Genomic DNA, 14,067 nt, shown 5'->3' on the forward strand with positions numbered 1-14,067 from the left:
ATGCCCATCCAGCCTGAAGATGGGCATAGGTTATTTACAGAGCACGAACTCGATGAATAACCGTGTACATCACAGGCGTAACAATCAAGGTCAGGATGGTCGCAAAAGTAAGACCTGCCATCATGGCTACCGCCATTGCTTGAAAGAAACCATCGCTGATCAGTGGGATCATACCAAGCACCGTGGTCACAGCCGCCATGCTTACAGGGCGAACCCTAGAGACTGAAGCGTCGATCACCGCTAAATAATCCTCTTTGCCATCTTTAATTTGAAGTTTAATCTCTTCAACCAACACGATAGCGTTCTTGATCAGCATCCCCGTTAAGCTCATGGTGCCAAGCAACGCCAAAAAGGTAAATGGCATATCTGCAGTATAAAGCCCGACAACGACACCAATTATCGCAAATGGCACCACAGTCCATATAACCGCCGCATCCCTAAATGAGCTGAACAGTAAAACAGTGATCAAAATCATCACTAGATAACCGCCACCGAGCTTCTCACCCAGTGCAACCAGAGCATCTGCTGAAGTTTCATGCTTACCCCCCCAATGCATGCTGTAACCTTCTGGCAGTTCAATCGCTTCCACTTCAGCCATAAATGACTTCTGTACAGCAGCTGTTGTTAATGAACCCATCTGGTCCTCATCTGTCATCGCCATAATGGTGCGCATTCTATCGCGGCGCATTATTACAGGATCTTCAAAGTCAATATCAAAGCGGTGCACTACTTGCGATAAACTGACGTATTCATTGAGTTGATTACTCCAGATCTGCAGTTCCATGACGCCGTCAATATCGGTACGCTCCGCTTTTGGTGGACGAACAACGATGGGCATGAGATCTGAACCATCACGATATAAACCAACACTGCGACCAGAAAAGTTAGCTAGCAAAACACTATCAACTTGAGACTTACTAATCCCTAATGTTCTCGCCGCTTCAACGTTAAATACCGGACGCATGACTTTAGTACGCTCACGCCAATCATCACGAACGGCTGTAGCCCCTTCATGTGAAGCCATGATGCTTTTAGCCTCGGCAGACAATGCTCTTAATACATCCGGATCTGGGCCTTGAAAACGGGCTTCGACTCTTCCGTCTGGCGCAGGGCCCATTTCAAATCGCTTAAAGTTATAGTTCGCACCAGCAAAGTTAGTTTCAAGCATGCCACGCACATCGCGCATAACATCGAGAAGTTTATCCATATCTTTTATGGTGACCATCAGGTTACCGTAATTGTTATAGGTTTTCTCAGGCTTGTATGCGAGCATAAAACGCACATGTCCACCACCGACACTAGAAGCAACTTGTGTGACCTCCGGGTGCGTTAATACCAACTGCTCCATCGCTTTAATTTCTGCGGCGGTTGCTCTAATATCAGTATTATACGGTAACCAAGTATCAACCATAAACTTAGGTAGGTTCATTGGCGGGAAGAATTCATTCTTCAACATGCCAAAGCCTTTAACTGAACCTAGCAATAGGATGACCAATAACAACATGGTCATCTTTCTATGACGTATACAGCCTTTTAAGAACTTTCTATAAGAGGTAAATACCATCCCTTTATAAGGGTCAGACTCTTCACCTTCAGCGGCTGGCTTTACATTTTTAAAGAACATCGCCGACAAGAATGGCGTCGTTGTAATGGCGGTGATCCAACTTAAAGTCAGCGAAATTAATACCACCCAAAATAGCGTGCCTACCAGTTCTCCAGAAATATCTTCTGATAGACCGATCGGCGCAAATGCCGTCACTGCAATAACGGTAGCGCCCAGTAGCGGCCATTTCGTTTGTTCAACAATATCTATCGCGGCACGGAAACGGTCCTTTCCGCGCTGCATTCCAATTAAGATCCCCTCAACGACCACAATGGCATTATCAACCAACATACCCAGCGCAATAATCAGTGCACCAAGTGAGATCCGTTGTAAATCGATACCCAACTGCTCCATAAAGATAAAGGTACCCGTCACCGATAGGATCAATACAATACCGATGATGATGCCACTCTTTAACCCCATGGTTAGTAATAACACCGCAATGACGATGGCTACAGCTTCAACAAGGCTCCAGACAAAACCATCGACAGACTTTTCAACTTGCACTGGCTGGTTATAGATATTCTCCATCTCGATGCCAACAGGCTGCTTATTAAGCATGCTATCGATATGCGCTTGCACTCTGCTCCCCACATCAATGACGTTTTCACCAGGCATAAATGACACACCAAACTCCAACGCAGGCAGTCCATTCATCGACATCAGCTTACTCGGGACCTCTATATACCCTTGCTTTATTTCGGCAACATCACCTAGTAAGATCCGCGCCTCAGATCCTACGGGACTTATCACTAAATCTCTTAACTCAGAGATATTCTGAAACTCACCCGTTGGATAGAGCCTAACCGTATCATCTTGGATCCTGATGCGACCTGCATTTGAGACTGAGTTCTGTTGTTGTAACAACGCCGCGATGTGGTCGATAGGGATGTTTAGTGCTGACACCTTACTATTAGAGATCTCAACAAACACTTGCTGCTGCTGAACCCCACCGATAGACACTTTGCTGACGCCCTCAAGAGTAACCACGTCACGTCTTAGTTGATCGGCAAAGCGCTCAACTTCAGCCATCTCATAGCCATCACCAGTAATTCCCCAAATCATGCCGTAAACGTCACCGAAATCGTCATTGACCATCGGCTCGCTTGCACCTGGAGGTAAGGTTCTTAAGTCCCCAACCTTGCGACGGACTTCATCCCAGATCTGCGGCAGGTGAAGGCTGGTATACTCAGACTCCATCATAACATCGACTTGCGACAAGCCAGCAGTACTGACCGACTTTATCCATTTTACTGACGGCAGTTGTTGCAGTGCATTTTCAATGAGTAGAGTCACCTCCTCTTCCACCTGCTCTGGAGAAGCACCAGGGTAAGAAGTGACGATGATTGCAGAACGTGGCGTAAATTCAGGATCTTCTAATCGACCAAGATCTTTAAAAGCGAGAATACCGCCAACGAGCAACACCATAATGATCAGCCAACTCACCACTGAGTTGCGCATCGAATAGCCAGCAATACCGCCATTACGGCACTCATCTTCTACATTTTCAGGCATAGACTGCTCTTTTGAAACAGAAGTCATTATATGCCTCGCTCACGCTTAAGTTCTTTAACTTGTTGATTCTCAGCAATAAGGTAAGTCCCCGCCGTGACCACTTTGTCGCCAACTTCTAAGCCAGAGTCAATGACAGCCCCCGCCGATAATAGGCGCAATACTGACACTTCACGTAGATGTGTTTTGTAATTACTGTCAACCACCCAAACGTATTTACCACCAGCCGCTATCTTATTGGTTTCGGGACTAAACAAGGCACTCATTGGCACTATCACCAAATTGCTCATTGAGTCATTTTCACCGCCTAAAACAGTATTTACATTGGCGCTCATACCCGGCAATACACGCATATCTGCCGGAGCTTTAACTGACAATGTAACTCTAAAGCTTAATGCGCCTAAGCTTGTAGATTTACGCATCTCTTTAAACGTTGCGTTTAGCGGCCTACTAGGATAGCTATCGAGTACCACTTGGGTGGTCAATAATTTAAATTGTTCAGGGTCAAACTGATTGAGCAGCTTTTCAGGTAGATCAAATTGAATGTCACTCACGCTATCATTTTGGAACTCGATGATAGCTTGTGTCGCGCCGATATGATCATGATTATTACTGTGAATTTTTGCCACGATGCCATCATAGGGGGCGTATATTTTAGTATATTTAAGGTTTTGACTGGCGCGATCGAGTTGCGCCTTAGCCATCAACATCTCAGCACGAGACGTATCAAATTCCGCTTTAGTTGCCAGACCTTTAGGGACTAATGTCGAATTACGATTATGCTGAGATACAGCAAGTTCATGCTTAGCCTTAGCGTTATCCAACAAAATATCAAAATCGGTTGGGTCCAATGCAGCGATTAAGCTCCCCTCTTTAACTCTATCGCCTTCGATAACATAATGGTGAATGATCTGGCCCGATACTCTAAACGCAAGATCGGTACTTGCGTTTGCGGCAACTTGGGCTGGGAATGAGCGTTGCACACTGGCAGCCGCACTTTCTACCGTCGCTATTTTGACAGGCCTAACCGTTTGCTTAATTGGCTGTTCTGGTTGTTGCTCGGCACAGCCGATAAGTGAAGCAGTAGCAAGAACCAATGTTATTGATAACATTGGTTTAGATAGCATTGTCATAAGTACTCCGTAAGAATGAGATCCATACACCGTAAATGCAAACAGAAACATTCTATTGATAAATATCAATTGAAAATTCTTTTAAAAGCGATGGTTAGAGTTACATTAAAGTAACTTAAGTTGTCGCTAGAGTTTGGTAATTACGAGTCACAAATAAATAATGGCGCGATATTATCAAGTTCTTATGCGGGAGGCTTCTTCTTACAACACACAATGACAATAACAGGAGGTTTTACTAGTCACTATATATTTCACTTTACAAGGCAAGCAATTATCTATTTTAAAAATAAAATCCAGCCCTAAAAATACCAAATTGTTTAGCAGTAATAGCAACCAGTTATATTTATTGATAGAAATTCGCCGCTATCAATAAATAAAAACCACGTTAATTTATTCATTATATTTATAAAATAACTGTAAACTAAAACGTCGCTATTACGGTTAAGCGATACGAAGTTGCCAGATAGATGATTAGGTTTCCCTCGCCGTAAATATTGCGACTAATATGCTAGACTTATCAACATAGTCGCGCTTATGGAGCTAGAAAGAGGTGACAAGCACTATGGTAATGTTGATCCTTAATGGTAAAAAATCTGGTTTGCCGTTAATAAGGCAAACCGTGCAGATGTTAAGACAACAAGGGCATCTAATCGAAGTCCGTTGCACTTGGGAAGCTGGCGATATAGAACGTTTTGTTCGAGAAGCCGCCAGCAGGAATATCGCCAGGATCATCGCTGGCGGTGGTGATGGCACAGTTAATGAATTAGTTGATGCCATTGCGAACTTAAGGCACACAGAGCCAGCACTGGTACACTTGCTTGATAACATTGAAATTGCCATTTTACCTTTAGGCACTGCCAATGATTTTGCCACTGCTTGCCTTATTCCTACCGAAATTGAGGCAGCGCTAACCTTAGCGATATCGGGTAGTGCGTATAAAGTGGATATGGCACAAGCCAATGACCGCCATTTTATCAATGTTGCCTCAGCAGGTTTTGGTGCACAAATTACTGTAGAGACCCCTGTCGAACTTAAAGATCTGTTAGGCGGCCAAGCCTATTTCATTTCAGGTTTAATTCAAGCACTTAACTTCACTCCTTATCAAGGAAAAATAACTGCCATGCTGGCGGATGGTCAGTTAATCGAACAGCAAGGCGCCGGGTTACTTGGTGCTATTTGTAATGGAAGGCTTGCAGGTGGTGGGCAAAAACTGGCACCAAATGCTTTGCTCAATGACGGCCTACTTGATGTGCTTTTAGTCAAACACTTTCCTAGCTCTGCAGTAAAGCAGGTGATTGATGAACTGCTCAACATTAACTTAGATGGCGAATACGTAAGCCGCTTGCAGGTACAAAATATTACCTTTGAATCTACTCAACCACTGCCGGTAAACCTGGACGGTGAACCGACATCCCATCTTAAACATCATTTTACGGTTATGCCAAATGCAATTAATTTGGTGCTACCACAAGGCTCGTCGATCTTAGGCTGATAACAGATTAACATGGTTAATTATCCATAAAAAAAGCAGCACCTAGTGCTGCTTTTGCTATCTACGGATCAGCATCTATCAATTGGCTGAAACATTTTCCAATTGCCAATTACCACCAAGTGCTTTATGCAGAGCGATGGTCATATTTGCCGTTTGTAATTTTGCAGCTACCACCCTATCTTGCATCATATTCTGTTGACGCTGTGCATCTAAAATAGACAAGTAATCACTTAACCCCGCTTTGTAAAGCGATTTGGCTTTATCGACCGCTACCGTCGTTTCATCAGCCGCTTCACTGACTAAGTGCACATACTGCTGACTCTGGCCGTAGCCGTGCAATAGGGTTTCAACCTCACCAAATGCGGCAATAACCGCTTGTTGATAACCCAACACACTGGCATCAAACCGAGCCTGTTGCATTTCAACAATGGCATCACCTCTTCCACCGTCAAATACATTCCAGCTGACGCCAATGCTGCCAGCCCATGCAACAGAATCACTGCTAAACAAGTCATCAAAGTCTTTCGCCAATACCCCGGGCGCACCCGTTAAGAAAACTTTTGGGTATTGCGCAGCAATCGCAGCTGCACGCTCCTCATTTAGCGCTGCCATTTCTCGCTCTGCAATCTTAATATCTGGGCGACGATTAAGCAGATCTGCAGGTAGTCCTATTGGGATCACCCCGCTAAAGTTTGGCAATGGCATGGTGCTATCAAAGCGTTTATTACTTTGTTTGGGTGTTTCTCCAAGTAATATTGCTAAGCGCTGTTTATGTACATTTTCAGCAATATCTAACTGTGGGATCACTGATTTAGTCGCTGCCAATACCGCTTTAGCCCGTGCTTCATCAAGTTTTGATCCATAACCACTTTTTACCATCAGTTTAACGAGCTCTAAGGTACGCGCTTGGTCATCGGCGGTCTTTAACGCGATAACTTTTCGCTCTTGTGCCCCTCTCATTTGCAAGTAGTTATGGATAGCATCGGATGTAATTAATGTGGTTAGGCCTTCACGCATAATGACCATCTGCTCTTTACGAATAGATGCAGCATTTGCTTGCCTATCGATGCGGCCAAAAAGATCTACCTCCCAAGCAATTGTCGCACCAGCAAAGAAAGCGCTGTTGTTGTCATCAATCAGACCCAAGTCTTCACCAGTGAGAGGATTAATCGCTGTTGTTGCCGGACCCATTAAAGGATCGTTCTCACTGATTTGGAAGTTTCCAAATCCAGCACCGACATTAACCGTTGGCACTTTAAATGATTCAATCGTACTTTGATAAGACTGCGCCATACGGATCCGTTGAGCCGCAATTTTAAGCGGGATAGCTTGGTTTTGAGCATCAACAACGAGTTGGTTCAATATAGGGTCATCAAATTTGGTCCACCAAGCGTGATCATCTGTTTTTAATCGCTGAGCGACTTCGGTACCATTGGCCCCTTGGAAAAGGTACTCACTATCTAAGTTGCTGCTAGGAACTTCGTAATTTGGCCCAACGGCACAGCCAGCGACCATCAATGCGACCGCGAGGGCTGCAGGTTTTAAAAGATTCATATTATCTTTGCTCCACTGTAGCTGTGGTTAATAGAGTATCTTGTGCTTGAGTCTCTTGCGGCATGCCTTGGTCAGCATTGCGGTAAAACAAGCAATAGAAAGCCGGCATAATGAACAGTGATAGCAAGGTAGCAGCGGCTAGTCCGCCGATGATCGTCGCTGCCATTTGATCAAACAATTGATCACTGAGTAGAGGGATCATCCCCAGCGCCGTGGTTAATGCTCCCATCGAAATAGCCATGGTTCGATTCAAGGTCGCCGCCTTTACCGCTTCTTTTAACGGTATTTTCTTAGCCCGCTCGAGCTCTATCTGATCCATCAACACGATGCCATTCTTAATGATCATACCTGACAACGTAATGGCACCAATCAACGCCATAAACCCAAAAGGCTTATCTAATAACAGCAGCGTCCACGTCGCACCAATCGCCGCTAACGGCAAGGTGATCAAAATGATCAATGGCTGCTTAAAACCGTTGAACATGGCTACCATAATCACCACCATCATCAACAATGCTTTAGGCATTTGGCTTAAAGTGTCAGTAATAGCACGATTTTCGTCGTAATATTCCCCTCCCCAAGCAAAGGCATAACCCGGCGGCAGAGTAATGGCTTCGATATCATCTTTAATTTGATTTCTCACCTGCGCAGGCGTTGCATCAAACACGTCAGCTTGAGCTGTAATGGCTGGCACCCGGTCACGACGCCATATCATGCTTTCCTCAGACTTTAATTCGAAACGCTCAACAACTTGTCCTAACGGGACACTGTGGACTCCTAATAATGATTTAACCGGCAAGGTATCGATATTGCTCAAGTCTGCATTAGCACTTCTAAAGTTAATCGGGATCATCTGATCGCCTTGGTTTAGCGTGCCAAGTGAAACCCCCTCTGTCGCTCGTTTAATTGCTAACGAAATATCGGTACGGTTGATACCCGCGCGCCTCGCCTGGTCCTGATTAATAACAGGTTCGATAACCTTACTCTGCTGGCGCCAGTCATCACGAACAGACTTGGTATTACTATTGGCCAACATGATCGCTTGCGCTTGATTTGATAAATCATGCAGCACTTGTGGATCTGGGCCAGAAAAACGCGCTTCAATACTAAACTTGTCCTTAGTTGCGAGTTTTAACGCTCTAAAACGTGGTTCAGAATTGGGGAAGTTTTGTGCAAGCCACACCTCACCACGCTTTGTTAAAGGCTCAATGCCATCGTAGTCAGTAACGTTAATAACGATTTGACCATAGCTGGTGTCGTAGGGTTCAGGCTCTACAGTCACCGAAAATCGTGGGGCGCTGGCACCGACATAACTTGATATGGTAGTTATTTCAGGTTGCTGCAAAAGCCAGCCTTCAATTTTTTTCATATCTGTTGATGTTTCAGCAATATCACCACCGTTAGGCAGCCAGTAATCGAGGAACACCATCGGCCTGTCAGAGCTTGGAATAAAATTGACAGCAACATAGGGAACTGCCAAAGCTGTGACCAACATCAGTGGAATAACCATAGAGATTGCTTTAACAGGATTCATTACAGTCCAGTTAACGGCTAACTGGTAACGACTGGCTTTCTTATGCTGTTGGCCTTTTTTAAGGTCTGGCTTTATCCATAACCAGCAAAGCAGTGGCGTCAATGTGACTGCGACAATCCAAGAGAATAGTAGCGACGAACAGATAATGAGAAATACTGATCCGGCAAACTCACCTGAATCTGTTTGCGAGAACACCACAGGACTTGAGCCCATAATGGCAATAACCGTTGCTGCCAGTAACGGCTTAGAGGTTTCTCTAACCGACTCAATAGCGGCTTTGGTACGCTCAACGCCTTTATTGAGTTTCACAATGAACAGGTCAGTTATAACAATGGCATTATCCACTAACATACCCAGTGCCAGAACAAATGAACCCAAGGACACGCGCTGTAGATCAACACCTGCAGCGTACATATAGATGAATGTCAGTAAAATGGTAAACAGCAGGCTACCACCTACAATGGTGGCACTCTTAAAGCCCATGAAGATAAGCAGTACCACAAAAACTATCACCACACTCTCTAGCAAATTTGTCACAAAATCTTCAATCGATTTAGCGACTTCATCAGGTTGAAATGCGATGATGCCAATATTGATCCCAAGCGGTAACTCTTGCTGATAATCGGCAATAATCTGTGTCATGCTATCGCCAAGGCTTACCACGTTAATCCCCTTCACAGGGCTCACTGCCAATGTGACAGCAGTCTTGCCATTAAAGCGGCTGATAGTCGTCGCAGGCGTTTTATACGCCAGACTAACATCGGCAATATCACCGAGTCTCAGTAAACCAGAGCTGTTGCTGCCAATACCGCCTTTAAGAGTAAAGTTTTTAATATCATCAATTGATTTAAACGCACTACCTTGATCAATTCGAATGCGCTCACCCGCGGTTTCATAGCTGCCGCTGTCGTATGTCAGGTTTTGTGTGGTCAGTTGATTGATCACCTGCGCTGTTGAGATCCCATATTGCGCAAGGCGCTCTTCTGGTAGATCAACATACACGGCCTGGCCTTGCACACCATGCAGTTCAATTTTTTTAATGCCATCCACAGTTTTTAATCTGCGTTGCAGCTCTTTGGCGTATTGACGCAACTCTTCCGGCTCAGCATTTTCACCATAAACACTGAACAGCATGCCGTAAACTTCAGAGAACTCATCTTGAACAATGCTGATCTGCGCGGTTGTAGGTAGCGTTAATTTGACATCACTCACTTTGCGGCGCAATAGATCCCATTGCTGCGGTAGTTCATCTGAATTAGTTGTCTCTTTGAGATCGATAAAGATCATCGAGCTACCAGGACGTGATAAAGAGCGCAACTTCCACATTGCACCCATCTCTTGCAGTTTTGTTTCGACTTTATCGGTGACCTGCTCCTCAACTTCTTTGGCAGAAGCGCCTGGGTAAAGTGTTACAACTACGGCACTTTTAACGGTAAATGACGGATCTTCCAACTTACCTAATTCAAAATAGGAGATGATCCCGACAATGATGCAGAGCACACTAAAGAAGAGTACAAACAATCGTTGTCGTATTGCAAACTCAGCCAAATTCATAACGCCTCCTAGTAGCTAAATGCTTTTGTAATCGTGTTTGCAACGGCCTGAGAAGGCTCAAGGTAATGAACACCCGCAGTGACAACGGCATCACCTGCATGCAAGTTGCCGCTGATACAGACACGATTGCTGTGCATTGAGTCAATATTTACCCTTTGTTGACTGATAGCCTTATCTTTAACCAAATAAACACTTTGAGCGTCCCCTTCACCTTTAAGCGCTGCAAAAGGCACGCAGAAGCTGGTTTTAGCATCATCAAGTTCGACAGCCACAATCACAGCCTTGCCGGGTAGCGCATCAGTTTGCTGCTCGATAACGAATTGAACTTCATAGGTTTGCTTGATGGGATCGACTAATGTATTCATTTCGCTGAGCTTGGCTTGCAGCGGTTTGTCATTGCCATGCCAGCTAATATTGGCTTGCTGACCAATGGCTACCTTACTCATTAGATTCTCGGGGACATCAATAAGGGCTTTGAGCTGATTGGGTTGATGCAGTGAAAATAGGCTAACACCTGGTGAAGTTTGTTCAAACGTCTGTAGAGATTGTGAGCCGATGACACCGCTAAAGGGGGCGACAAGTTCAGTATAAGCCAGTGCATCATTCGCTTTTTGTAGATTCTGGGCAACGACTTGAACCATGGCTAAACTACGTAGATAACCACTTTGTGCTCGGTCTAGATTAACCTTTGATATGGCATCATCAGCAATAGCTTGTTTAACACGGTCGAGTTCTACTTTGGCGAGTTGATGGGCAGCGTCAGCTTCAGCAAGTCTTGCTTCAGTTTCTACCACAATGACTTGATAATCATGGGGATCGAGCCTTGCTAACACCTGTCCTTTCACGACTTTATCCCCGGTCTTCACCAGAATAATATCTATTGTCCCAGCCACCTTAAAAGACAAACTCGCCGTTTGGGTCGCCTCTAATACACCAGAAAACTGTTTGGTATTTGCCTGATGTTGATCTGACAATGTCATCACTTGAACTGGTCGCTCAGGCTTTAATAGATCAGTGCTAGGGTTAGCAGGCGCCTGACTGCAGGCTGACATGATAACAAGTGAAACTGGTGCTACGGCAAATTTTACGATTTTTGAAGTGGGGTTGATCATTACTTTCTCCCAATGGAACAATTGGGAGAGAGTGTATGTGTTTCACTTTACAAGATAATCTGCCTTCGGCGCACTACACTGTCACGAATATCATTACAATCCAGCGCGTTCAGGGATCTCTTGTAATAAAAAGTCAATCAATAGCCTTGTTGGTAAACTGATGCCCTTTCTATCGGGGTAGATAAGCCAAACATCTTCTTTCTTAGATTCATATTCGGGTAATATCCGTACTAATTGCTTGCTTTCAATCGCTGCTAAAGCGAATAGTGGTGGCATAAAGCCTATGCCCTGCCCACCCACAACGGCTCGGCGCACAAAACCCATGTGATTGCAGCTAAAGCGACTATTCACTTTTACAACCTCAGTTGTCAGATCCCATTTATCATGTAAGGTACCATCGGGCCAGCGATAACACACTGCATCGTGCTTGGCCAGTTCCCCTATTGATTTTGGTTCCCCTTTCTCCTGAATATACTCAGGACTGGCATACATACCACTTCCAAGACTTACAATCCGACGAGCAATGAAGCCTGAGTCTTGCACCTTGCCCGCATGGATCACAAAATCCAATGCCTGGGTGTAAATATCGGTGACATAGTTATTGGTAATGCGCAGATCCAGTTCAATATCTGGGTATAGCTGTTGAAACTTCGCCAATGCAGGCTGCAGCGTCTCATCACTTTCAGGTAAAAAGCCTACTTTGACTTTTCCAACGGGTTTGTCATCGATGTCGAGCAACTTATTCTTCGCTTGTTCAAACCCATCAAGCACCGTTAATAACTCGTGATAATATGCCTCACCATGTTGAGTTAATCTGAGCTGGCGAGTTGTTCTGAAAAAAAGCTGAGCATTAAGCGCACGCTCTAGTTCGCCAATGCGACGACTGACGTTGGCTCGGGGCAGATCTAACGCATTGGCCGCAGCAGTAAAACTGCCTAGCTTAACCACAATCGTAAATAACTTTAGATCTTCTATTCGCATACTCATTTGCCTCTATCGCTCAATGGTTCTACCTCTAGTGCTCTATTCATCGGTATTTAACAAGTCATTTATCACCTCAAAAAGCACGTTAAATTAACTGTAACGACAAAAAGCTTAGTCGTAAGTGGACTAAGCTTTTATAGAACTCTATAGGTTTTTAAATTGCGATCATAGTGTTGTGTACCGCTATGTGCGTTTATACATAAATCGAAATAAGCGACGTCACAATACCGATATTACGTCGCCCAAGGCTTAACTAAGCAATTTGTCGCTTAAAACTGCCAGTTCATCGTAATCCCGGCAATACCGGCATCGTTGTTGTATTGGCCAACAAGATAGCCATTAGCTGCACCATCATATTCAATTTCAGGCGAGCCTAAATCAATATATTCAATAAAGAAATTAACTGAAAAGTCTTCTGTTGCTTGGTAAGTCACGCCAGAGCCGACTCTAAAGATTTCAGCGACTGGCAAGTCAGGGTATTGATTAAGTACATTATCAGCTGAATCAGATAGTGGCGATGACTCATAACCTACACCAAACTCTAAACGCCATTTAGGTGCGACTTGGTAATGCATACCAATTGATGCACTATAAGTATCTTGCCAGTTTCGATCCACATTAACTTGACGGCCAGTTTCATCAAAAATCAAAATGCTCGATTGGTTTTTGCTCCAATCTTGCCAATCGAGTGACCACAATAAGGCAAACTCTTGGTTAAGCGCGTGGTAACCACTTAGCTTAATAATCGCTGGGGCAATTAAGCCTAAACTTGCGTCGTAAGTATCGACGTCGCCATTGCGATCTAAGTTAAAATCCCCCTCTAAAGTATGATCAAGTCCAGAACGTATGGTTAAACCAAGCATGTTATCTTCATTAAAGGTGTAATGCAGACCAAGGTTTACGCCAAACTCTATTGAGCCTGCTTCATATTCTGAGCTGATGTTTGGGGTAAATTGTTGAGTTTGCAGTAGCGATGCATATTCTGACACTAGGCCAACACCGACAGCCCATTGTTCGTTGATCTTGTAAGATACAGATGCATTGACCTGAACCGTCACTAAATCGACAGAGCTAATAAGGCTAGCACCGCGCCAATCATCACCATAGTCAACTGACGATCCGCCCTGTGACGCCATCGCTAAACCAAACGCCCATTTATCGCTTAATGGGTTGACCCAATAAACAGAACCTAACGGCAACGTGCTACCGGCATTGCCACCATCTAGATTACTGTCAGTCCCACCAAAGTAACCTGTAGAGCCAAGATCTTGATATTCAAGGTTCAAATTAAATGCTTGTAGGCTGCCTGTTAATGTTGATTTTTCAACTAAGCTCATTGCTGCTGGATTAGAATAAGCACTCTCAGCACCTTCTGAAATTGCGGCGCTGCCAGCGCCAGCCGTACTGGCATTTAAACTGCCGAGTTCGCTTAATACGGTACCGGCAGAAAAACTCGGCATAGATACTAATGCCATGCTAACCACTAAGGGTTTAAGTAGGAATTTCATTCATCAATCTCAGAAGTTGTTAAATAAATATGATGGCGTCATTATCGCCGTTAACGTTATCAAAGAAGACTCGGAAATCTC

Annotated in this window: 8 protein-coding genes; 1 reads left to right on the forward strand and 7 read right to left on the reverse strand. The window is 44.5% G+C overall.

Annotation, left to right across the window (positions count from 1 at the left end; all coding sequences use genetic code 11):
* Positions 1–34: 34 nt before the first annotated feature.
* Together JK628_RS12115 and JK628_RS12120 are read right to left on the reverse strand one after the other, a co-directional pair.
* Entirely contained in the window at positions 35–3,118 is a 3,084-nt protein-coding gene (locus tag JK628_RS12115; protein WP_272931626.1) for an efflux RND transporter permease subunit, read from the reverse strand.
* A gap of 26 nt (positions 3,119–3,144) precedes the next feature.
* Positions 3,145–4,248, reverse strand: a complete 1,104-nt coding sequence (locus tag JK628_RS12120) for an efflux RND transporter periplasmic adaptor subunit (RefSeq protein WP_202284786.1) — start codon at positions 4,246–4,248, stop codon at positions 3,145–3,147.
* A 550-nt stretch (positions 4,249–4,798) separates the two neighbouring features.
* Between JK628_RS12120 and yegS the strand changes: the two genes are divergently transcribed.
* A complete protein-coding gene (yegS, locus tag JK628_RS12125) occupies positions 4,799–5,740 on the forward strand; it encodes a lipid kinase YegS (protein ID WP_237524004.1) in 942 nt (313 codons plus the stop codon).
* 78 nt (positions 5,741–5,818) lie between these two features.
* Here the strand turns inward: yegS and JK628_RS12130 are convergent, their stop codons facing one another.
* The 5 genes from JK628_RS12130 to JK628_RS12150 form a co-directional block, all read right to left on the reverse strand.
* A complete protein-coding gene (locus tag JK628_RS12130) occupies positions 5,819–7,294 on the reverse strand; it encodes a TolC family protein (RefSeq protein WP_202284787.1) in 1,476 nt (491 codons plus the stop codon).
* A gap of 1 nt (position 7,295) precedes the next feature.
* Positions 7,296–10,382: an efflux RND transporter permease subunit gene (locus JK628_RS12135; protein WP_202284788.1), complete on the reverse strand. Its 3,087-nt coding sequence runs from the start codon at positions 10,380–10,382 to the stop codon at positions 7,296–7,298.
* Positions 10,383–10,390: 8 nt separating this feature from the next.
* The gene (locus JK628_RS12140; protein WP_202284789.1) at positions 10,391–11,494 is read right to left on the reverse strand and encodes an efflux RND transporter periplasmic adaptor subunit; all 1,104 of its coding nucleotides are present in this window, start codon (positions 11,492–11,494) and stop codon (positions 10,391–10,393) included.
* A gap of 93 nt (positions 11,495–11,587) precedes the next feature.
* Positions 11,588–12,481, reverse strand: coding sequence for a LysR family transcriptional regulator (locus JK628_RS12145; protein WP_237524005.1), 894 nt, complete (start codon positions 12,479–12,481; stop codon positions 11,588–11,590).
* Between the two features lie 266 nt (positions 12,482–12,747).
* Entirely contained in the window at positions 12,748–13,986 is a 1,239-nt protein-coding gene (locus JK628_RS12150; RefSeq protein ID WP_202284790.1) for an OmpP1/FadL family transporter, read from the reverse strand.
* Positions 13,987–14,067 lie beyond the last annotated feature (81 nt).

Origin of the sequence: Shewanella sp. KX20019 (genome assembly GCF_016757755.1) — a bacterium.
Lineage (GTDB): Bacteria > Pseudomonadota > Gammaproteobacteria > Enterobacterales > Shewanellaceae > Shewanella.

Excerpts from the sequence above, each read along its gene's own strand:
- JK628_RS12150 (WP_202284790.1), bottom strand. The coding sequence starts at position 13,986 with ATGAAATTCCTACTTAAACCCTTAGTGGTTAGCATGGCATTAGTATCT.
- JK628_RS12145 (WP_237524005.1), bottom strand. The coding sequence starts at position 12,481 with ATGAGTATGCGAATAGAAGATCTAAAGTTATTTACGATTGTGGTTAAG.
- JK628_RS12135 (WP_202284788.1), bottom strand. The coding sequence starts at position 10,382 with ATGAATTTGGCTGAGTTTGCAATACGACAACGATTGTTTGTACTCTTC.
- JK628_RS12115 (WP_272931626.1), bottom strand. The coding sequence starts at position 3,118 with ATGCCTGAAAATGTAGAAGATGAGTGCCGTAATGGCGGTATTGCTGGC.
- JK628_RS12120 (WP_202284786.1), bottom strand. The coding sequence starts at position 4,248 with ATGACAATGCTATCTAAACCAATGTTATCAATAACATTGGTTCTTGCT.
- JK628_RS12140 (WP_202284789.1), bottom strand. The coding sequence starts at position 11,494 with ATGATCAACCCCACTTCAAAAATCGTAAAATTTGCCGTAGCACCAGTT.
- JK628_RS12130 (WP_202284787.1), bottom strand. The coding sequence starts at position 7,294 with ATGAATCTTTTAAAACCTGCAGCCCTCGCGGTCGCATTGATGGTCGCT.